Raw genomic sequence first — 19,579 nt, 5'->3', positions numbered from 1 at the left:
CAGTCGTTTAAGCCGGCTGGACGGCCGAGTCCAGCCGCATCGGCAGGCCGGCCCTGGCCATATGCGCCTTGGCCTCGGCAATTGTGTAGGTGCCGAAATGGAAGATCGAGGCGGCAAGCACCGCACCCGCATGGCCGTCGCGGATGCCTTCGACCAGGTGATCGAGCGTTCCGACGCCGCCCGAAGCGATCACCGGCACGCGCACGGCGTCGGCAATCGCGCGGGTGAGCGCAATGTCGTAGCCCGCCTTGGTGCCGTCGCGGTCCATCGAGGTCAAAAGGATCTCGCCGGCGCCGCGCTCGACCATGCGCCTTGCCAAGTCGATGGCGTCGATGCCCGTCTTCTCGCGTCCGCCGTGGGTGAAAATCTCCCAGCGGTCGGCCTCGCCTGCCGCCGACATCTTTTTGGCGTCGATCGCCACGACGATGCACTGGTTGCCGAACTTGTCGGCCGCTTCCGCGACGAAATCCGGGTTCTTCACCGCCGCAGTGTTGATCGATACCTTGTCGGCGCCGGCCAGGAGCAGCTTGCGGATATCGGCCACCTGGCGCACGCCGCCGCCCACGGTGAGCGGCATGAAGCACTGCTCGGCCGTCCTGGCCACCACGTCGAAGATCGTCTCGCGGTTGTCGGACGATGCGGTGATGTCGAGGAAGCAGAGCTCGTCGGCGCCGGCAGCGTCATAGGCCTTGGCGGCTTCGACCGGGTCGCCGGCATCGACGAGATCAACGAAATTGACGCCTTTGACCACGCGGCCGTTCTTGACATCGAGGCAGGGGATGACGCGGGCCTTGAGCATCACTTGCCCTCCAGCGTCGAGAGCAGGTCGACCACCAGCGCGCCGACCAACGGCGGCACGTCGCCCCTGGGATCGAAGGCCGGATCGTAGGCGGAGATGGTGAGCCCGGCGATGGCGAGCGGCCCGGCGAGGCCGCACATGGCGGTACGTATCTGCTCCGGCGCCGGACCGCCGGGCGTGGTGTAGCGATTGGCCTGCAGCTTCTCGGGGTCGTGCACGTCGAGATCGACATGCATGTGGACCTGGCGTGCACCGTCGGCCCTCAGTCTTTGCGCCGCGCTCTTCCAGTCCGGGCATTCGGTCCGGATGATCGGCAGCTTCTCCAGCAGTTCCTTTTCCGCGCTGTCGAGGTCGCGCGCATTGACCAGAACGCAACGCGCCGGATCGACCGGCTTGAACCCCGGGATCTGCGCCGCCATCGATCGCCAGCAGAGACCCAGCACGGTCGCCAGCGCCATGCCGTCGAGAAAGCCCGTTGTGGTGGTTTCCGGCGTGTTGAGGTCGCCATGCTGGTCGGCCCAGATGATGGCGTCGGCGCCGGCACCTGCCGCTGCGCCGGCGGCGGTCAGGCAGTTGCCGGCCAGCACGATTGGAAACCGCTTCCTGTCCAGCGCCATGCGGACTTCGCCCGAAACCGCGTTGCAGACCGCAAATCCGGTGCCGATCTCGCGCTCTTCTTCGTCCTCGACCACCTTGCCGATGTCGCTCACCTCGACATCGTGGCCGGCGAGCTTCAGCGCCTCGGCCAGCCCGCCCGAGATCAGCGCGTCCGGGCCCTGGCCGCAGCCGCCGTGGAAATGGCCGCTGTCATAGGAGGCCAGGATGATCGAAATGTTCACGCTCTTGCCTCCGCCCGCTCGCCACGCAGGATCGCCAGCGCCTCGGCCGGGTCGATGCGTCCGTCATATAGGGCACGGCCGGAGATCGCGCCTTCGAGCTTTTGCGCATCGGGCATGGTCATGCGCACGATATCGGCGATCGAAGCGAGGCCGCCGGATGCGATCACCGGAATGGACACCGCGTCGGCGAGGCTGATCGTCGAGTCCCAGTTGATGCCGGAAAGCACGCCGTCGCGGTCGATGTCGGTATAGATGATGGCGGCGACACCCGCGCCCTCGAATTGCTTGGCAAGCTCGATCACGCCGAGCTCGGAGGCCTCGGCCCAGCCTTCGACCGCCACCTTGCCGCCCTTGGCGTCGATGCCGACGGCGACCTTGCCGGGAAAAGCCTTGCAGGCTTGCCTGACCAGCTCCGGCTCGCGCACCGCGACGGTGCCGAGGATGACGCGGGCGAGGCCGCGATCCAGCCAGTCCTCTATCTGCGGCAGGGTGCGGATGCCGCCGCCGAGCTGCACCGGGTTCTTCGTCGCCTTCAGGATGGCGCCGACCGCCGCGCTATTGACGCTCTGGCCCTTGAAGGCGCCGTTGAGATCGACGACATGCAGCCACTCAAAACCCTGGTCCTCGAAGGCCTTGGCCTGCGCGGCGGGGTCGTCGTTGTAGATGGTGGCGGTGGCCATGTCGCCGTGCTTCAGGCGCACGCATTGGCCGTCCTTGAGGTCTATTGCCGGAAACAGGATCATGGGTCAGGCGCCCTCGACGATGACGAAATGGCCGGTCGAAGCGGCGAGCCGGAACTTCGAGGCGTGCTGATACTCAGGCGAATGATAGCATTCGATCGCCTTGTCGTAGGACTCGAACTCCACCAGCACGTGACGGTTGCCGGTCGCTCCTTCCGGACTCTCGTAGCGGCCCGCGCGGACCGCGAACTTCGCGCCGTATTTCGCGAAGGCGACCGCATTCGCTTCGATATACTGCTTGTAGACATCCGGATCGCGGACATCGATCATCGCCATCCAATAGCCCTTCTTGCTCAATTTCAGGGCCTCCACTTCAGGAAATTGGTGATCAGCGCCAGGCCGAGCGCCTGGCTCTTCTCGGGATGGAACTGCGTGCCGGCAAGGTTGTCGCGCGCTACTGCCGCCGTCACAGCGCCGCCATAGTCGGTCGTCGCCAGCACCTCGTCCGCCTTCCGCGCATCCAGATGGTAGGAATGGACGAAATAGGCGTGCAGCCCTTTCGGACCGGTCTCGATCCCGGAAAAAAGCGGGTGCTTGCGTTGGAGTTCAATCGTGTTCCAGCCGATCTGCGGGATCTTCAGCGCCGGATCGGAGGGCTGGACCTCCTTGACCTCGCCGGCGATCCAGCCGAGGCCATTGGTGACGGTCTTCTCCAACCCGCGTTGCGACATCAGTTGCATGCCGACGCAGATACCGAGGAAAGGCCGGCCCTTGGCGATTGCCGCCTCCTCCACTGCCTCCCACATGCCTGACACCGCATGCAGTCCGGCGGCGCAATCGGCATAAGCGCCGACGCCCGGCAGCACGATGCGGTCGGCGGAACGCACGCGTTCGGCGTCGGCCGTCAGCTCGATCGTCGCGGCAAGGCCCGCCTCATGCGCGGCGCGCTCGAAGGCCTTAGTGGCCGAGCGCAGATTGCCCGAGCCGTAATCGATGATGGCCACCCGCATGTCAGGGCCTTCCAGGTGTATGGGTCAGGCCGAGCGCCATGCCTGTCTGCGGCGGACGTGCCTGCGATGCATCCGGGACGATGCGCGGCAGGGCTGGCTGCTCGTCGCTTACCTCGCCGGTTTCCAGCGCATGGCGCGTCTCGGCATCCGTGAGATTGCCGGCCTCGACCACGCCCCATTCGCGCCAGCCACGCCGCCGCAGCGAGGCGATGCGCAGGCCCTGGCCTTCGAAGCCGACATAGAGCGAGACCAGCAGCGACAGCAGCGATCCAGCCCCTTCGAGCCCGAGCCTCTTGCCGGCCACCGACAGGATCGCCATGACGATGAAGGTCAGGGCCGCCTCGATCCACATCCAGTGCCAGGCGAGCCAGAGCGGCGCGACCAGGAAACCCGGCCAGGTGAAGCTGTCACGCACGAACCTTACGTCCTGGGCTTTGTTGCCGGCCGGCGGCGCCATCACGACATAGATCGCCATAGGGCTAACCTTTCAGGGATCCCTTGGTGGACGGCACTGCATCCGGCTGGCGCGGATCAGGCTCGAGTGCCGCGCGCAAGCTGCGCGCCACCGCCTTGAAGCAGGTTTCGGCGATGTGATGGTTGTTGGCGCCATAGTGGTTGGTCACATGCAGCGTGATGCCGGCGTTCTGCGCCAGCGCCTGGAAGAACTCCCGCACCAGCTCGGTGTCGAACGTGCCGATCTTCGGCGACGAGAAGCCGACCTTCCAGACCAGGAACGGCCGGCCGGAGACGTCGATCGCCGCCCTGGTCAGCGTCTCGTCCATGGCAAGGTCGATCGAGGCATAGCGCATGATGCCGCGCCGCTCGCCCAGCGCCTTGCTCAGCGCCTGGCCGATCGCGATGCCGGTGTCCTCGACCGTGTGGTGGTCGTCGATATGCAGGTCGCCCTTGGCCTTGACCGTCATGTCGATCAGCGAATGCCGCGACAGCTGGTCGAGCATATGGTCGAAGAAGCCGACGCCGGTCGAAATGTCGGATTTTCCCTTGCCGTCGACATCGACGGAGACCGAAATCTCGGTTTCCTTGGTCTTGCGGCTGACTTCGGCCGAACGCGTCATCGCTTTGTCCTTGTTGCCCTGCTCGGAGGCGCCGGGGCTTGAAAACGAAAGCCTTCTACCAGCATGATCCGGCGATTGCCAGTTGCCATTCCGGCCGCTATCGGCTCGGTCTGGGGTGGTTTGCAATCGTTGGCCTTGTGCATACATATGGCCGATCAAACCCACTCGTACCGCGCCAATCGCCTTTTCAAGGGATAGCGCGCATCGGAGCTCAAATGTCGAATGAACTCACCATGCACGCCACAACCATCATCAGCGTGCGCAAGGGCAACAAGGTCGTGATCGCCGGCGACGGCCAGGTCAGCCTCGGCCAGACGATCATGAAGGGCAACGCCCGCAAGGTACGCCGCATCGGCAAGGGCGGCAGCGTCATTGCCGGTTTTGCCGGCGCCACTGCGGACGCCTTCACCCTGCTCGAGCGGCTCGAAGCCAAGCTCGAACAATATCCGGACCAGCTGACGCGCGCCTGCGTCGAGCTCGCCAAGGACTGGCGCACCGACCGCTATCTGCGCCGGCTGGAAGCCATGATGCTGGTCGCCGACAAGTCTGTCTCGCTGGCGCTGACCGGCAATGGGGACGTTCTGGAGCCCGAACATGGCGTCATGGCCATCGGCTCCGGCGGCAATTACGCGCTGGCCGCGGCCCGCGCGCTGATCGACACCGACAAGGATGCCGAGGAGATCGCCCGCAAGGCCATGCAGATCGCGTCCGACATCTGCGTCTACACCAACAACAATTTTGTCGTCGAAACGCTCGATGCCGCCTGAACGACCATGATCCTGAACCGAAGGATCGCGAAAGCGAAAGCTGGCCGCCGGTTTTCCGACAAGCCCTTGGTCGAGCCAGTAGATACATATGATTTTCGGCCGGTTACGGAAAAAGACCTGCCGATGATCGCCGGTTGGCTGCGCGAGCCGCATGTCGCCCAATGGTGGGACGATCCGGAAAAGGAAATCGCCGAGATCCGCGAGCATATCGATTCGGTCTCGGTGGAGCCGCTGATCGTCGAGCTCGACGGCAGGCCGATCGCCTATCTGCAGAGCTATGATCCGCATATGGAGGACCATCATCCTTATGCCGACCAGCCCTTCGGCACGCTGGGTATCGATCTCACGATCGGCCCACCGGAACTGGTCGGCATCGGTCATGGCTCGGCCATCGTGCGCCAGTTCGTCGAGGAGCTGTTCGAGGAAGGCGCGCCACGCGTCATCATCGATCCGCATCCCGACAATGGCCGTGCCATCCGCGCCTATGAGAAGGCCGGCTTCAGGCCGATCGGCCGCAGGCATTCGCAATATGGGGACGTCGTGCTGATGGCCGTCGATACGGCCGAGGACGACGAAAATCTGGGGACTGACTGAATGACCGCATCCGGAGAGGACAAGACGCTTTCGGCCTATGAGGACAGCTGGCGCATGGGCATGCTGCTCGTGCTCGCTTTGATCCTCTTCCAGGCAGGCGCCTTGTACGGCATGGGCCATCCGCCGATCTGCACCTGCGGCTATGTGAGACTCTGGCACGGCGTGGTCAACAGCTCGGAGAATTCCCAGCACATCGCCGACTGGTACACACTTTCGCACATCATCCACGGCTTCCTGTTCTATGCGCTGTCCTGGGCGCTGTTCCCGCGCTCGCCGGTCGGGCTGAGGCTGGCTTTCGCCGTCCTCGTCGAAGGCGGCTGGGAGATCCTGGAAAACAGCCCCTTCATCATCGAGCGCTACCGCGCCGGAACCATCTCGCTCAACTATTACGGCGACTCGATCATCAACTCGGTGTCCGACACGCTGTTCATGGCGCTGGGATTTGTGATGGCGCGAAAGCTACCTATATGGGTGATCGTGGCCCTGGCGCTCATCTTCGAGCTCGGCACGGGTTACATCATCCGGGACAATCTGACGCTCAACGTGATCATGCTGCTGCATCCGTTCGAGTTTATCAGGCAGTGGCAAAGTGGAATTTGAGTAACATGAGCACCTTTTCTCCCCGCGAAATCGTTTCGGAACTCGATCGCTTCATCATCGGCCAGAAGGACGCCAAGCGCGCCGTTGCAATCGCCTTGCGCAACCGCTGGCGCCGTCAGCAGCTGGAAGGCCAGATGCGCGAAGAGGTGATGCCGAAGAACATCCTGATGATTGGCCCGACCGGCGTCGGCAAGACCGAGATCTCGCGCCGCCTGGCGCGGCTCGCCGGCGCCCCCTTCGTCAAGGTCGAGGCCACCAAATTCACCGAGGTCGGCTATGTCGGCCGCGACGTCGAGCAGATCGTGCGCGACCTCGTCGAGGTCGCCATCGGCCTGACGCGCGAGAAGATGCGCGAGGATGTCGCCGCACGCGCCCAAATCAACGCCGAGGAACGCGTGCTGGAAGCGCTGGTCGGCAAGACGGCGAGCCCGGCGACCCGCGACTCCTTCCGCAAGAAGCTGCGCGACGGCGAGCTCGACGACAAGGAGATCGAGATCGAGGTGGCCGACACCGGCAATGGCGGCATGCCCGGCTTCGAGATTCCCGGCATGCCGGGCGCCAATGTCGGCGTGCTCAACATCAACGACATGCTGTCGAAGGCGATGGGTGGCCGCAGGACCAAGACCCGCAAGACCACGGTGCGCGATTCCTATGCGCTGCTGGTCAACGACGAGTCCGACAAGCTGCTCGACCAGGACGAGGTGGTGCGCAGGGCGCTGGAATCGGCCGAGAATGACGGCATCGTCTTCCTCGACGAGATCGACAAGATCGCCGCCAGGAGCGACATTTCGGGCGGCCCGTCGCGTGAAGGCGTGCAGCGCGACCTGCTGCCGCTGGTCGAAGGCACCACGGTCGCGACGAAATACGGGCCGATCAAAACCGACCATATATTGTTCATCGCGTCGGGCGCCTTCCACGTCTCCAAGCCGTCGGACCTGCTGCCCGAGCTGCAGGGCCGCCTGCCGATCCGTGTCGAGCTGCGCGCGCTGGAGAAGGCGGATTTCATCCGCATCCTCACCGAGACCGAAGCGAGCCTCATCAAGCAGTACATCGCGCTGATGAAGACCGAAGGCGTCGAGCTGACCTTCACCGACGACGCCATCGATTCGCTCGCCGGCATCGCCGTCGATCTCAACGCCAGCGTCGAGAATATCGGCGCGCGGCGCCTGCAGACGGTGATGGAGCGCGTGCTGGACGAGATTTCCTACGATGCACCCGACCGCCACGGCACGGCGGTCACCATCGACGCCGCCTATGTCGAGAAGCATGTCGGCGACCTGTCGCGCAACACCGACCTGTCGCGGTTCATCCTTTAAGCTCTATCGGGGTTTCGGGCTGGCCTTCAAGCCGGCCTGAAACGCCCTTCCCCAATCCAAAGTGTGGCCAAATGGAAGCATCTGGCCACGATTTTTGGTGGCCGCTCGAAGCCTTCTCTCGACTCTGCCATGCGCTTTACCTAGTTTGCCGCGCATTCGAAAGCGGCGGCGTATGAAGAAACTTATCCTGCTTTTTCTCGGCATGGCCTTGGCGGCGGCGGTGGCAACCGCCGACGCCGCCACCATCGTGCCTCCAGGCAACCGCAACAGCGTGCAGCCGGACATCCCCGGCGCCTCCAGCCGGCGCACCCAGGCCACCAACACCACCTTCCAGGCCAAGTACCGCAAGGTCTACGCGCTCTTGCAGAACGATGCCGAATTGCGCGGCAAGATCAGGAAGGTGGCGGCTGCCTACGGCATCGACCCGATGCACATCGTCGGCGCCATCGTCGGCGAGCATACCTACAATGTCGATGCCTACGACCGCCTGCAGACCTATTACGTCAAGGCGATCTCATACCTGTCGAGCAAGCTTTCCTTCGCCTATCACGGCGAGGACATCTCGGATTTCATCCAGCGGCCGGAATTCAAGAAATGCGCCGGCGTGGACGATAGTTATGATCTCTGGGAATGCCGCGAGCAGGTCTGGAACCATTCCTTCCGCGGCAAGACCGTCGGCGGCGAGGATTTCCCCAACGACCGCTTCGGCGCCACCTTCTTCCAGCCTTATTATGCCGGCCAGACCTTCGGTCTCGGCCAGTTGAACCCACTGACCGCGCTGCAGATGAGCGATTTGGTGCACAAGGTCTCCGGCCTGCCGAGGCTTGATGTCGATGACCCCAACACCGTTTACAAGACCATCATGGATCCCGACCTGACGCTGCCTTACGTCGCCGCGACCATCAAGAAGTCGATCGACGCCTACCGCAGCATCGCCGGCGTCGACATCTCGAAGAATCCGGGCCTGACCGCCACACTCTACAATGTCGGCAACCCCGAACAGCGCGCCTATGCGCTGAAGGCCGAGAACGAAAAGCGCCGCGCCGCCGGCGAGCCGGAAAAGCTGCCCGAGGAGAACTATTACGGCTGGCTGGTCAACGATAAGCTGGACGAGCTGAAGGCGCTGTTTTAGGCGCGTCACATTCGCGCTGCCCCTCAAGGCCCGCGACCCTATCCCTTCGTCATTCTAGGGCGGAGCAAGGAGCGAAGCGACGCGCGCAGACCCTAGAATGACGAAGGATATGCCGGCAGGCGGATGAGGGGCAGCGCCGCGATCAACAATTGGCGCGACAGTTCACGCCGCCAGCAGCGACTTCAGCTTGACCGCTTGCGAGCCGAGCGCTTCCGGCGCCGGGCTCGCCCTTTTAGCGATCAGCATTTCCGCCAGGCGGATGTCGCGCGCCACCGCATTGCCGGGACCGACGCCGCTGGCGGCGACCAGCCTGCCGTCCTTGGCCAGGTGGAACAGGATGAAGGCGCCGTCGTCGAGGTCGCGCCGCACGATGCTCTTGCCTTCATCGGACAGCCCGGCGATCTGCAGGGTCAGCCCATACTGATCCGACCAGAACCACGGCACAGCGGCATGCGCCTCGCCGGCGCCCAGCATGTTCTTCGCGGCCAAGGCGCCCTGTTCCTGCGCGTTGCGCCAGGCTTCGAGGCGCACGCGCCGCCCGCCATAGACGGCGAGCGGGAACGAGCAGCAATCGCCGGCGGCGAAGACATCCGGGTCGGCGGTGCGCAAATGCTCGTCGACCGCGATGCCGTTGTCGATCGCAAGCCCTGCCTCGGCGGCAAGCGCGGTCACCGGCACGGCGCCGATGCCGATCACCACGAGATCGGCGACGATCGTCTGCCCGTCGGCCAGTGTGATGGCGACTTCGTTGCCGTCGTCGGCGATCGCCGCGATCCCTTGGCCGGTGCGGATCGTAACGCCCTCGGCCGCATGCGCTTTGTGGATGATCTCGGCGATCTCGGCCGGCACGCCGCGCATCAGGATGCGGGGCTGCGCCTCGATGATGGCGACCGTGGCGCCGAGCTTGCGCGCCGAAGCGGCAAGCTCCAGGCCGATGAAGCCGCCGCCGATGATGGCGACGCGGTTGCCGGCGTTGAGATGGGCGCGGATGGCCAAGGCGTCGTTGAAGGTCCTGAGATAAACGCAACGGCCCCCGAGGCCCGACATCGGCAGCTGGCGCGGCACGGAGCCGGTCGCCAGCAAAAGCTTGTCGTAGGAAAGGGAGGATCCGTCCGACAGCTGCACGACATGCGCGGCACGATCGATCGCGACGGCCCGGACGGAATGGATGTGGCGGATCGACCGTTCGGCGAAAAGCGCGTCGGTGGCGATCGCCTTGATGGCCGGAGCCTCGCCGGTCATCGCTTCCTTCGACAGCGGCGGCCGCTCATAGGGCAGATGCGGCTCGTCGCCGACCAGCGTCACTGGCCCTTCGAAATCCAGATCGCGCAGAGCGAGCGCGGCCCGTCCGCCGCATTCGCCCGCCCCGATGATCACCATCCCCGCCTGCATGGTCTCATCCGATCTGGATCAGCACTTTTCCGGCATCGACCTTGACCGGGTAGGTGTTGAGATTGACGCAGACCGGCGCGCCGCGCGCGTCACCGGTCTTGTAGTTGAAGCGGCCATTGTGCTTCGGGCATTCGATGATGTCATCCATCACCAGCCCGTCGGCCAGATGCACCTTTTCATGCGTGCACAGGCCGTCGGTCGCGAAATATTCGTCGTCGGGGCTGCGGTAAATGGCGAAGGTGCGGCCGCCATGGTCGAACCGCATCACGTCCTCTTCGTCGATGTCTCCAGCCGCGCAGGCCTCGACCCAGTCGCTCATCTCGTCCTCCGCGAAAATCGGTTGGTTAGGCTCTTCGGCAGATCATTCGGCCGCTGCCGCCACCGGATTGTCGTTGTGCAGCTCTTCCCGGTAGGGCTTCGCCGTCGGCGGCAGCGCGCGCTTGAGGAAATAGTCCTCGTTGCGCAGCTGGCGCAGGAAGGCCGGGATCATCTCGCGATAGCCGGCCAGGATCGACGGCGTCGGCGCCGGCAGATCGTGCCTGATCATCTCATGCAGCTTAGGCAGCGCGTGGTACGGAACCATCGGGAACATGTGATGCTCCACATGGTAGTTCATGTTCCAGTAGATGAAGCGGCTTACCGGGTTCATGTAGACGGTGCGGCTGTTGAGCCGATGGTCGATGACATTGTCGGCGAGGCCGCCATGCTGCAGCAGGCCGGTCATGACGTGATGCCAGGCGCCATAGAGGCGAGGCAGGCCGACAAGCATCAGGGGCAACCACGAATGCAGATAGAGCGCCAAGGCGATGGTCGCGAGATAGATGGCGAGCCATATGCGGGCCACACGGATCGCCTTCGGCTGTTCCTGCTCGGGAATGAAGGTCTTTTCCGCCGCGCTGATGATTCCGGCGGCGTTGCGGACCATGTCGACCATGGCATGCCAGGCGTCGAGAATGCCGAAGAAGTTGAGCACCACGCGCAAAAGGTCCGGCGGGCGCATGACGGCGATCTCCGGGTCGCGGCCGACGATGATCGTGTCGGTATGGTGGCGCGTATGGCTCCAGCGCCAGGTCACCGGGTTGCGCATGATCATGAAGCAGGCGAGCTGGTAGACGGCATCGTTCATCCACTGCGTGCGGAAGGCCGTGCCGTGGCCGCATTCGTGCCAGCGGGAATCGGTCGAGGAGCCGTAGAGCGTGCCGTAGACGAAGAAGAACGGCACGCACCACCAGCTGCCCCAGAACCAGATGCCGCCCGCGGCGCTGACGATGAACGCGGTCAGCCAGATGATGGTGTCGCGGATCGCCGGCTGGTCCGAGCGCTGCATCAGCGCCTTCATCTGCTTGCGCGGGACTTCGGTGTGGTACCACTCGGCCGCAGCCAGCCCGTTCTCGACCGCGAGCCTGGCGTCGCGACCGGTCAGGCTGTAGTCGCGCGGCGACGCCGCCGAAGACGTGATTGCCGTCATTGGGGTTCCTCCGCCAGCGCCTTGGCGACCGCCCCGACCCTGCGGGGCTCGCGCATCGCTGACTTTCGACTTCAGCATAGCCGCAAGGTCTGATAGCTTCAACATCACAAAGATAGTTTCTATCATTTCCTATCAGAATGAGATATCGTTAGTCGGACAAGCGAGGAAGCATTCATGGCAAAGCGGCCGACCATCACCGATCTCGCGCGCGTCTCCGGCGTCAGCGTCGCCACCGTCGACCGGGTGCTGAACAGCCGCCTGCCGGTGCGCGAGGAGACGGCGCGCCGGGTCTACGACGCCGCCACCGAGATCGGTTATCACGCGGCCGGGCTGATCAAGCAGCGCATGCGCCAGGAATTGCCGGAATACCGGCTCGGCTTCCTGCTGCTCAGGGGCAATGATGTCTTCTACGGCGATTTCGCCAGGGAGCTTGAACTCGCGGTCGCGCAATCGCAACGCTTTCGCGGCGTCGCGACGGTCGACTTCGTCGCTTCGCTGGCGCCCGACGAGATCGCCGCCCAGATGCGCAGCCTGGCGGCGAAGTCGAGAGCCATCGCCGTCGTCGGCCCTGATCATCCGACGCTGACGGCGGTCGTGGAGACGCTGAAGGCGAGGGGCCAGCCGGTCTTCTCGCTGCTGTCGGATTTTGCCGCCGGCATCCGTGAAGGCTATGTCGGGCTCGACAACCGCAAGGTCGGGCGAAGCGCGGCCTGGATGATCGCCAAGGCCGCCAGGAAGCCCGGCAAGGTCGCGCTCTTCGTCGGCAGCCACCGCTTCCACGGCCATGAGTTGCGCGAGATCGGCTTCCGCTCTTTCTTCCGCGAGCATGCGGCGGACTTCACTGTGATGGAGACGCTGGTCAACCTCGAGGCCAACGACGTGACGCATGACGCCATGCTCGACCTTCTGGCGCGCCATCCCGATCTTGCCGGCTGCTATGTCGCTGGCGGCGGCATGGAAGGCGCGGTCTCGGCGCTGCGGACGGCGCGCCCGGCCGAGATGCCGGTCGTCATCTGCAACGAAATCAACGCCGTCTCGCGCGCGGCGCTTGCCGACAACATCCTCACCATGGTGATCTCGACTCCGCTCGCGGCGCTCTGCCGGGAACTCGTCGGGCTGATGGCGCATGCCATCGAAAGCGGTGCTGCCAATGCGCCCGGGCAGACCTTCCTGCCTTTCGACATCTATCTGCCGGAAAACATCTAGGCGCCTACAGCGATGTAACCCGTGTGATGGAATTTATCAGGCTGATGGATTCTTTCATCGCGGTTCATTCGGATTCGGGTGCAAGTTTCGACGATTTTTGGTCTTCGTCACGTCGATAGTGATCGAAAACCGGCCGCCCCGGTCGGAATCGCCCTTGACGTTTCCCAAACGAAATGGAATAAATATTTCACTAACTAGGCTTTTTGGTTCTTTCGTTCCGGAACGCCTGTTCGAACGGAGGAAGAGGCGGTCCAATCGAATTGGCGACGCCGCATGGCCGCAGGGAGATTCCTCGGGCAAACCGGGGATTCCGGTTCAATGGGTGCAGCCGGACACCAAGTGGAGGAGAATAAAATGAAGAAACTTCTTTTGGGCGTCGCGCTTTCGGCGCTGATGTGTTCATCCGCCTTCGCCGCCAAGATCGGCGTTTCGATGGCTCTTTTCGACGACAACTTCCTCACCGTGCTGCGCAACGGCATGATCGCGCAGGCCAAGGGCATGAGCGGCGTCGAGCTGCAGGTCGAGGACGCGCAGAACGACGTCGCCAAGCAGCTCGATCAGATCAAGAACTTCGCCGCCTCGGGCGTCGACGCCATCATCGTCAACCCGGTCGACACCTCGGCCACGCAGGCCATGTCGGACGCGGCCGCCGCGGCCAAGATCCCGCTGGTCTATGTCAACCGCGAGCCGGTCAATGTCGACAAACTGCCCGACAACCAGGCCTTTGTCGCTTCCAACGAGGCCGAATCCGGTACGCTCGAGACCAAGGAAGCCTGCCGCCTGCTCAAGGAAGCCGGCAAGAAGGAAGCCAATGTCTATGTGATCATGGGCGAGCTCTCGAACCAGGCCGCGGTGCAGCGCACCAAGGACATCGAGGAAGTGATCGCCACGCCGGACTGCAGCTTCATCAAGATCATCGACAAGCAGACCTCGAACTGGAAGCGCGACGAAGCGCAGAACCTGATGACCAACTGGCTGTCGTCGGGCAAGCCGTTCGACGGCGTCATCGCCAACAATGACGAAAGCGCCATCGGCGCCATCCAGGCGATGAAGGCGGCCAACATCGACATGAAGTCGGTCGTCGTCGGCGGCGTCGACGCCACCCAGGATGCGCTGGCCGCGATGCAGGCGGGCGATCTCGACGTGACCGTCTTCCAGGACGCGGCCGGTCAGGGCGCCGGCGCGCTCGACGCCGCGCTGAAGCTCGCCAAGGGCGAAAAGGTGGAACACAAGGTCTACATCCCGTTCCAGCTCGTCACCCCTGCGAACATCGACAGGTTCTTGAAGAAGAACTGAGCTGCGCCCGCGCAATTCCGGGGAAAATCGCGCAGCGGTTTTCCGTACGGAATTGCGAGAACGAACCGCGGAGTGGTGCTGCGACGCATCGGACTGGCTGAAATCGGCTGCTGACGAAGCGGCGCCGCTCCTCTCCCCTCCCGCCCGACCGAGCGGGAGGACGGGCGTGGTCATTCGGAGGAAGAAGACGTGTCACAGACATCGCATGGCATTGGCGGGCTGAGCTATGACGCCAAGAAGCGCCCGTGGCCGGCCGAGTTCAACGTGTTCCTGGCGCTGGTCATCCTGGTCGGTGCCTTCGAGCTGATCGGCCGCGTCTTCCTCGGCGACAGCTTCCTGTTCAACACCCGCGAGAACGTCTCCGGGCTCTTCAACGAGCAGCGCCTGCAGATCATCATCCTGCAGGTTTCGATCGTCGGCATCATCGCCATCGGCGTCACCCAGGTTATCATCTGCGGCGGCATCGACCTGTCCTCCGGCTCGATCGTCGGCGCCACCGCCATGATCGCCATGAGCTTCGCCCAGGTTGCGACCGTCAACGGCAATCCCAATCCCAAGGCGATGTTCATCGACTTTGGCTGGACCGACCTGCCGGTCATCGTGCCGCTGCTGGTCGCGATCGGCTGCGGCCTGATCGCCGGCCTGATCAATGGCTTCCTTATCGCCTACACGCGCATTCCGCCTTTCATCGCCACGCTCGGCATGATGGTCACGGCGCGCGGCATTGCCAAATGGTGGTCGAAGGGCCAGCCGATCTCGTTCCCGACCGAAAGTTTCGCGGCCATCGGCAAGGGCCTGATGCCTGTCGTCATCTTCATCTCGCTGGCGGTCCTGTTCCAGCTGATTTTGACCTACACGAAATACGGCAAGCACTGCTACGCCATCGGCTCCAACGAGGATGCCGCGCGCATGTCAGGCATCAAGATCGCCAACCATAAGGTGCTGGTCTATGCCATCGCCGGTATCCTGGCCGCGATCGCCGCGGTGGTGCTGTCCTCCAAGAACCTCACCGCCCAGGCCGGCATGGGCGTCATGTACGAGCTCGACGCCATCGCCATGGCGGTCATCGGCGGCGTTTCGCTGTCGGGCGGTCGCGGCTCGATCATCGGCACGGTCATCGGTTCGCTGATCTTCGGCGTCATCATTTCCGGCTTCACCTTCCTGCGCCTCGACGCCTATTATCAGGAGATGGTCAAGGGCGTGATCATCGTCGGCGCGGTCGTTCTCGATCAATGGCGCCAGCGCCGCCGCGCGATAGGAGCATGACCATGTCCGACATCGTTCTGAAGACCGAAAACCTCACCAAGCATTATGGCGGCGTGCACGCCTTGCAGGAGGCGAATTTCGAGCTGCGCAAGGGCGAGCATGTCGCCATCATGGGCGACAACGGCGCCGGTAAGTCGACCTTCGTGCGCCAGATCACCGGCGTCGAGCAGCGCACCGAAGGCAAGATCTGGTTCGACGGCAAGGAGGTGAACTTTGCCGGCCCGATCGAGGCGCGCGAGGCGGGCATCGAGACGGTGTTCCAGAACCTTGCGCTGGCCGACGATCTCGACGTGCCGTCGAACCTGTTCCTCGGCCGCGAGAAGGTGCTGTTCAACCTCGGCCCCTTTTCCATCCTCGACCGCAAGGCGATGCGCAAGGCGACGGAGGCAGCGCTTGTCCGCACGGCGGTGAAGATCCCGAACCTGTCCAGCACCATCCGCCACATGTCGGGCGGCCAGCGCCAATGCGTGGCGATCGCCAGGACCGCGACCTTCGCTTCCAAGCTGATCATCATGGACGAGCCGACGGCGGCACTCGGCGTGCAGGAGACCGCGCAGGTCGAAAACATCATCCGCACGCTGAAGGAGAACGGCGAGCCGCTGATCCTGGTCAGCCACAACATGCGCCAGGTGTTCGACCTGGTCGACCGCATCGTCGTCTTCCGCCGCGGCCGCATCGTCGCCAATCTGCGCAAGCAGGACACCGACGGCAACGACATCGTCGCCTACATCACCGGCGCCAAGACCGGACAGGCGGAGCTCCAGGCCGCCTGACGGCGCGTCGCGACGGGACCAACCAATTGTCCGCGCCGGAAGGCGCGGGCGAGCCTTTAACACCATCTCGAAGGACATTCCATGACACTACGCTTCGCTCTTCTCGGCGCCGGCCGTATCGGCAAGGTGCATGCCCGCGCCGTTGCCTCCAACCCGCAGGCCAAAATGGTGGCCGTGGCCGACGCCTTCGAGAAAGCGGCGACGGAACTGGCCTCCGCCTATGGCGCCGAAGTCCGCACGGTCGATGCCATCGAGCAGGCCAAGGACATCGACGCCGTCATCATCTGCACCCCGACCGATACCCATGCCGATCTGATCGAGCGTTTCGCCAAGGCCGGCAAGGCGATCTTCTGCGAGAAGCCCATCGACCTCGACGTCAAGCGCGTCGAAAAATGTCTTGCGGTGGTCGAGCAGACCGGAGCCACGCTGATGGTGGGCTTCAACCGCCGCTTCGACCCGCATTTCGCCGCCGTGCGCAAGGCGATCGACGACGGTGCCATCGGCACCGTCGAGATGGTCACCATCACGTCGCGCGATCCGGGCGCCCCGCCGCTCGACTACATCGCCCGCTCGGGCGGCATTTTTCGCGACATGACCATCCACGATTTCGACATGGCGCGCTTCCTGCTCGGCGAGGAGCCCGTCGCGGTGAGCGCGCACGCTTCGGTGCTGGTCGACAAAAAAATCGGCGAAGCCGGCGATTTCGATAGCGTCAGCGTCATCCTCGAAACCGCCTCCGGCAAGCAGGCCGTCATCTCCAACTCGCGCCGCGCCACCTATGGCTATGACCAGCGCATTGAGGTGCATGGCTCCAAGGGCATGGTCGCGGCCGAGAACCAGCGGCCGGTGTCGATCGAACTGGCCAACGACAAGGGCTACACCCGTCCGCCGCTGCACGACTTCTTCATGACGCGCTACATCGAGGCCTACGCCAACGAGATCGCGGCGTTCATCGCCGCGGCAACTGCCGGAAAGAAGGCGGCGCCGAGCGGCAAGGACGGGCTGATCGCGCTGAAGCTGGCCGACGCGGCCTTGCAGTCGGCCAAGACGGGCAAGACCATCCGCGTCGATTGAAATTTGAATACGGATTGAGGAGCACAGCGATGAACGGTTTGGCCGGTCGCAATTCAGAAACGCGCGCCATCGTCACGGGCGGCGCGCAGGGCATCGGCTTCGCGGTTGCGGAAGCCTTGGCCGATGAGGGCTGCCGCGCGCTGGCCCTGATCGGGCGCTCGCAGGAAAAGGGCGACAGGGCGGTCGCGGCGCTGAAGAAGAACGGCGTCGACGCCATCTTCATCAGCGCCGATGTTGCCAAGGTCGCCGACTGCAAGCGCGCCGTCGAGACCGCGATCAAGCATTTCGGAACGCTGAACGCGCTGGTCAACGCGGCCGCCACTTCCGCGCGCGGCTCGCTGGTGGAGACATCGGAAGAACTCTTCGACCAGATATTCGACACCAATGTGCGCGGCCCCTTCTTCCTGATGCAGGGTCTGGTCGCGCATCTCCTGGCACGCAAAGCGCCGGGCTCGATCGTCAACGTGCTGTCGATGTCGGCGCATGCCGGCCAGTCCTTCCTCACGCCCTATTCGACCAGCAAGGGCGCGCTGATGACGCTGACCAAGAATGTCGCGAGCTCCTATCGGAAGAACCGCATCCGCTGCAATGCTGTGCTGCCGGGATGGATGGACACCGAGGGCGAGGCGATCGTGCAGAAGAAGTGGCATGACGCGCCGGACGACTGGCTGGAAAAGGCCGAGGCCGCGCAGCCCATGGGCCAACTGGTCAAGCCGGCGCAACTCGCCCGGCTGATCACCTATATGCTGAGCCCCCAAGCCGGCGTCATGACCGGTTCTCTGGTCGATTACGACCAGAACATCGCCGGCGTGGTCGGAGAGTAAGAACCGCGCTGCGGCCACCCCTTTCTACCCGTCACTATAAGGGGAGAAATGCCCGGCAGGGCAACGAGGGCAGCGCCAGTAGCGCCAGTATTGACAATTGGCACTTCCAAGCGCGGCCGTCGCTCTTTCAGGCGATCACCTTCAGGCAGCATCATCGGCACGTGACAAACGCCCACGCATCGATTATATGGGCCGCATGATCCACCTGACCGCCTCGTTTTGGTACTTTTATGACAGCTCGCTGGCGGCGGGAGGATTGCGCTCGATCTGAAAACTCCAGATCAAAAAATCCGACAAGCCGCCAGACCTGGCGGCTTTTTTGTTTCAAGCCGGCAGGTCTCCTAAACCAGGAGCAGAAAGCCGTGTTGACCACCACAGACGACCTTCGGGTCAAGGAACTCAAGGTACTGACCACGCCGGACGAGGTGATGCGCGAGATACCGCGCTCGCTCACTGCGACGCGCACCGTTGCCGCCTCGCGCAACGCCATCCATTCCATCCTCACGGGGGCCGACGATCGACTTGTTGTCATCGTCGGCCCTTGTTCCATCCACGATCCGGTCGCCGCCGTGGACTACGCCAGCCGTCTGGCGGCGCTGCGCGAGGCCCTGGCCGACCGGCTCGAGATCGTCATGCGCGTCTATTTTGAGAAACCGCGCACCACGGTTGGCTGGAAGGGCCTGATCAACGATCCCGACCTCGACGGCAGCTTCAACATCGACAAGGGTCTGCGCATGGCGCGCAACGTGCTGTCGGCCGTCAACAATCTCGGTCTGCCGGCGGCGACCGAGTTCCTCGACATGACGACGCCGCAATACATCGCCGACCTCGTCGCCTGGGGCGCGATCGGCGCGCGCACCACCGAAAGCCAGATCCATCGCGAGCTGGCCTCGGGCCTCTCCTGTCCCGTCGGCTTCAAGAACGGCACCGACGGCAATCTCAGGATCGCTGGCGAGGCGGTGAAATCGGCCGCCCAGCCGCATCATTTCATGGCGGTGACCAAGGGCGGCCGCAGCGCCATCGCGGCGACCACCGGCAACGAGGACTGCCATGTCATCCTGCGCGGAGGCATCACGCCGAACTATGATGCCGCAAGCGTCGATGCCGCCGCTACCGAACTTGGCCGCATCGGCGTCGCGCCGCGGCTGATGATCGATGTCAGCCACGCCAACAGCGCCAAGAAGCCGGAGAACCAGCCGAAGGTCGCGCATGACGTGGCGGGCCAGGTCGCAGCGGGCGAAGAGCGCATCATCGGCGTCATGATCGAGAGCAATCTCGTCGCCGGCCGCCAGGATGTTGTGCCCGGCAAGCCGCTCGTCTACGGCCAGAGCATCACCGATGGCTGCATCGACTGGGCGACCACCGAGACGGTCCTGCACGGCCTCGCCGGCGCCGTCGAATGGCGCCGGTCGGCGAGGCGCGAGATGCTCGCCAGCCGTCAGGGCGCGGCTTGAGCGGAAAGGCGAG

At 64.1% G+C, this 19,579-nt stretch carries 22 protein-coding genes; 12 read left to right on the top strand and 10 right to left on the bottom strand.

Annotated features, from left to right (window positions below; all coding sequences use genetic code 11):
* Positions 1 to 7 precede the first annotated feature (7 nt).
* Genes hisF through hisB form a run of 7 tightly spaced genes read right to left on the bottom strand, consistent with a single transcriptional unit; the run spans position 8 to position 4,404 of the window.
* Positions 8 to 802: an imidazole glycerol phosphate synthase subunit HisF gene (gene hisF / locus O7A05_RS14105; protein ID WP_337093691.1), complete on the bottom strand. Its 795-nt coding sequence runs from the start codon at positions 800 to 802 to the stop codon at positions 8 to 10.
* Entirely contained in the window at positions 799 to 1,638 is an 840-nt protein-coding gene (locus O7A05_RS14100; protein WP_337093690.1) for an arginase family protein, read from the bottom strand. The genes hisF and O7A05_RS14100 overlap by 4 nt, the downstream gene beginning before the upstream one ends.
* Positions 1,635 to 2,381 carry a 1-(5-phosphoribosyl)-5-[(5-phosphoribosylamino)methylideneamino]imidazole-4-carboxamide isomerase gene (gene hisA, locus O7A05_RS14095; protein WP_337093689.1) on the bottom strand — a complete coding sequence of 249 codons (747 nt, stop codon included), beginning with the start codon at positions 2,379 to 2,381 and terminating at the stop codon, positions 1,635 to 1,637. Before hisA ends, O7A05_RS14100 begins: the two co-directional genes overlap by 4 nt.
* Before the next feature lie 3 nt (positions 2,382 to 2,384).
* On the bottom strand, positions 2,385 to 2,675 hold the full coding sequence (locus O7A05_RS14090) for a DUF1330 domain-containing protein (RefSeq protein ID WP_337093688.1): 291 nt from the start codon (positions 2,673 to 2,675) through the stop codon (positions 2,385 to 2,387).
* Between the two features lie 2 nt (positions 2,676 to 2,677).
* Positions 2,678 to 3,328 carry an imidazole glycerol phosphate synthase subunit HisH gene (gene hisH / locus O7A05_RS14085; protein ID WP_337093687.1) on the bottom strand — a complete coding sequence of 217 codons (651 nt, stop codon included), beginning with the start codon at positions 3,326 to 3,328 and terminating at the stop codon, positions 2,678 to 2,680.
* 1 nt (position 3,329) lies between these two features.
* A complete protein-coding gene (locus O7A05_RS14080) occupies positions 3,330 to 3,803 on the bottom strand; it encodes a DUF2628 domain-containing protein (protein WP_337093686.1) in 474 nt (157 codons plus the stop codon).
* Between the two features lie 4 nt (positions 3,804 to 3,807).
* Positions 3,808 to 4,404 carry an imidazoleglycerol-phosphate dehydratase HisB gene (gene hisB / locus O7A05_RS14075; RefSeq protein ID WP_337093685.1) on the bottom strand — a complete coding sequence of 199 codons (597 nt, stop codon included), beginning with the start codon at positions 4,402 to 4,404 and terminating at the stop codon, positions 3,808 to 3,810.
* Positions 4,405 to 4,619: 215 nt separating this feature from the next.
* Between hisB and hslV the strand changes: the two genes are divergently transcribed.
* The 5 genes from hslV to O7A05_RS14050 all read left to right on the top strand — a co-directional run bounded on the left by hslV (position 4,620) and on the right by O7A05_RS14050 (position 8,813).
* Complete coding sequence (gene hslV, locus O7A05_RS14070; RefSeq protein WP_040986886.1) at positions 4,620 to 5,171, top strand: ATP-dependent protease subunit HslV; 552 nt, start codon at positions 4,620 to 4,622, stop codon at positions 5,169 to 5,171.
* A gap of 66 nt (positions 5,172 to 5,237) precedes the next feature.
* Complete coding sequence (locus O7A05_RS14065; RefSeq protein ID WP_337093684.1) at positions 5,238 to 5,765, top strand: GNAT family N-acetyltransferase; 528 nt, start codon at positions 5,238 to 5,240, stop codon at positions 5,763 to 5,765.
* Positions 5,766 to 6,365 (top strand): DUF2585 domain-containing protein, encoded by a 600-nt coding sequence (locus tag O7A05_RS14060; protein ID WP_337093683.1) that lies wholly within the window; start codon positions 5,766 to 5,768, stop codon positions 6,363 to 6,365.
* A 5-nt stretch (positions 6,366 to 6,370) separates the two neighbouring features.
* Positions 6,371 to 7,681, top strand: a complete 1,311-nt coding sequence (gene hslU, locus O7A05_RS14055; RefSeq protein WP_224514928.1) for an ATP-dependent protease ATPase subunit HslU — start codon at positions 6,371 to 6,373, stop codon at positions 7,679 to 7,681.
* Positions 7,682 to 7,778: 97 nt separating this feature from the next.
* Entirely contained in the window at positions 7,779 to 8,813 is a 1,035-nt protein-coding gene (locus O7A05_RS14050) for a DUF1402 family protein (RefSeq protein WP_415927009.1), read from the top strand.
* 162 nt (positions 8,814 to 8,975) lie between these two features.
* Here the strand turns inward: O7A05_RS14050 and O7A05_RS14045 are convergent, their stop codons facing one another.
* The 3 genes from O7A05_RS14045 to O7A05_RS14035 are packed head-to-tail and all read right to left on the bottom strand — an operon-like array spanning position 8,976 to position 11,673.
* Positions 8,976 to 10,205: an NAD(P)/FAD-dependent oxidoreductase gene (locus tag O7A05_RS14045; RefSeq protein WP_337093681.1), complete on the bottom strand. Its 1,230-nt coding sequence runs from the start codon at positions 10,203 to 10,205 to the stop codon at positions 8,976 to 8,978.
* Between the two features lie 4 nt (positions 10,206 to 10,209).
* Positions 10,210 to 10,524: a MocE family 2Fe-2S type ferredoxin gene (locus O7A05_RS14040; RefSeq protein WP_337093680.1), complete on the bottom strand. Its 315-nt coding sequence runs from the start codon at positions 10,522 to 10,524 to the stop codon at positions 10,210 to 10,212.
* A 42-nt stretch (positions 10,525 to 10,566) separates the two neighbouring features.
* Positions 10,567 to 11,673: a fatty acid desaturase family protein gene (locus tag O7A05_RS14035; RefSeq protein WP_337093679.1), complete on the bottom strand. Its 1,107-nt coding sequence runs from the start codon at positions 11,671 to 11,673 to the stop codon at positions 10,567 to 10,569.
* A gap of 174 nt (positions 11,674 to 11,847) precedes the next feature.
* On the opposite strand from O7A05_RS14035, the gene O7A05_RS14030 reads away from it, so the two are divergent.
* From O7A05_RS14030 to O7A05_RS14000, 7 genes are all read left to right on the top strand, one after another.
* On the top strand, positions 11,848 to 12,879 hold the full coding sequence (locus O7A05_RS14030) for a LacI family DNA-binding transcriptional regulator (RefSeq protein WP_337093678.1): 1,032 nt from the start codon (positions 11,848 to 11,850) through the stop codon (positions 12,877 to 12,879).
* A gap of 354 nt (positions 12,880 to 13,233) precedes the next feature.
* A complete protein-coding gene (locus O7A05_RS14025; protein WP_337093677.1) occupies positions 13,234 to 14,175 on the top strand; it encodes a sugar ABC transporter substrate-binding protein in 942 nt (313 codons plus the stop codon).
* A 189-nt stretch (positions 14,176 to 14,364) separates the two neighbouring features.
* On the top strand, positions 14,365 to 15,441 hold the full coding sequence (locus tag O7A05_RS14020; protein WP_337093676.1) for an ABC transporter permease: 1,077 nt from the start codon (positions 14,365 to 14,367) through the stop codon (positions 15,439 to 15,441).
* A gap of 2 nt (positions 15,442 to 15,443) precedes the next feature.
* Positions 15,444 to 16,214, top strand: coding sequence for an ATP-binding cassette domain-containing protein (locus tag O7A05_RS14015; protein ID WP_127303510.1), 771 nt, complete (start codon positions 15,444 to 15,446; stop codon positions 16,212 to 16,214).
* 81 nt (positions 16,215 to 16,295) lie between these two features.
* Positions 16,296 to 17,288 carry an inositol 2-dehydrogenase gene (gene iolG, locus O7A05_RS14010; protein ID WP_337093675.1) on the top strand — a complete coding sequence of 331 codons (993 nt, stop codon included), beginning with the start codon at positions 16,296 to 16,298 and terminating at the stop codon, positions 17,286 to 17,288.
* Positions 17,289 to 17,317: 29 nt separating this feature from the next.
* The gene (locus O7A05_RS14005; RefSeq protein ID WP_337093674.1) at positions 17,318 to 18,112 is read left to right on the top strand and encodes an SDR family oxidoreductase; all 795 of its coding nucleotides are present in this window, start codon (positions 17,318 to 17,320) and stop codon (positions 18,110 to 18,112) included.
* Between the two features lie 362 nt (positions 18,113 to 18,474).
* Complete coding sequence (locus O7A05_RS14000) at positions 18,475 to 19,566, top strand: 3-deoxy-7-phosphoheptulonate synthase (protein WP_337093673.1); 1,092 nt, start codon at positions 18,475 to 18,477, stop codon at positions 19,564 to 19,566.
* Positions 19,567 to 19,579: the final 13 nt, after the last annotated feature.

This window comes from Mesorhizobium argentiipisi (SeqCode), from assembly GCF_037179585.1.
GTDB classification, from domain to species: domain Bacteria; phylum Pseudomonadota; class Alphaproteobacteria; order Rhizobiales; family Rhizobiaceae; genus Mesorhizobium; species Mesorhizobium argentiipisi.
Note: the sequence above shows the minus strand (reverse complement) of the source record. Positions and strands in the feature narration are given on the sequence as shown.

What these genes read in the sequence shown, in the direction of transcription:
- O7A05_RS14025 (WP_337093677.1), top strand. Translation starts at nt 13,234, where the DNA reads ATGAAGAAACTTCTTTTGGGCGTCGCGCTTTCGGCGCTGATGTGTTCA.
- O7A05_RS14060 (WP_337093683.1), top strand. Translation starts at nt 5,766, where the DNA reads ATGACCGCATCCGGAGAGGACAAGACGCTTTCGGCCTATGAGGACAGC.
- iolG (WP_337093675.1), top strand. Translation starts at nt 16,296, where the DNA reads ATGACACTACGCTTCGCTCTTCTCGGCGCCGGCCGTATCGGCAAGGTG.
- O7A05_RS14045 (WP_337093681.1), bottom strand. Translation starts at nt 10,205, where the DNA reads ATGCAGGCGGGGATGGTGATCATCGGGGCGGGCGAATGCGGCGGACGG.
- O7A05_RS14080 (WP_337093686.1), bottom strand. Translation starts at nt 3,803, where the DNA reads ATGGCGATCTATGTCGTGATGGCGCCGCCGGCCGGCAACAAAGCCCAG.
- O7A05_RS14035 (WP_337093679.1), bottom strand. Translation starts at nt 11,673, where the DNA reads ATGACGGCAATCACGTCTTCGGCGGCGTCGCCGCGCGACTACAGCCTG.
- O7A05_RS14015 (WP_127303510.1), top strand. Translation starts at nt 15,444, where the DNA reads ATGTCCGACATCGTTCTGAAGACCGAAAACCTCACCAAGCATTATGGC.
- O7A05_RS14040 (WP_337093680.1), bottom strand. Translation starts at nt 10,524, where the DNA reads ATGAGCGACTGGGTCGAGGCCTGCGCGGCTGGAGACATCGACGAAGAG.
- hisB (WP_337093685.1), bottom strand. Translation starts at nt 4,404, where the DNA reads ATGACGCGTTCGGCCGAAGTCAGCCGCAAGACCAAGGAAACCGAGATT.
- hisA (WP_337093689.1), bottom strand. Translation starts at nt 2,381, where the DNA reads ATGATCCTGTTTCCGGCAATAGACCTCAAGGACGGCCAATGCGTGCGC.
- O7A05_RS14005 (WP_337093674.1), top strand. Translation starts at nt 17,318, where the DNA reads ATGAACGGTTTGGCCGGTCGCAATTCAGAAACGCGCGCCATCGTCACG.
- O7A05_RS14030 (WP_337093678.1), top strand. Translation starts at nt 11,848, where the DNA reads ATGGCAAAGCGGCCGACCATCACCGATCTCGCGCGCGTCTCCGGCGTC.
- hisH (WP_337093687.1), bottom strand. Translation starts at nt 3,328, where the DNA reads ATGCGGGTGGCCATCATCGATTACGGCTCGGGCAATCTGCGCTCGGCC.
- hslU (WP_224514928.1), top strand. Translation starts at nt 6,371, where the DNA reads ATGAGCACCTTTTCTCCCCGCGAAATCGTTTCGGAACTCGATCGCTTC.
- hslV (WP_040986886.1), top strand. Translation starts at nt 4,620, where the DNA reads ATGTCGAATGAACTCACCATGCACGCCACAACCATCATCAGCGTGCGC.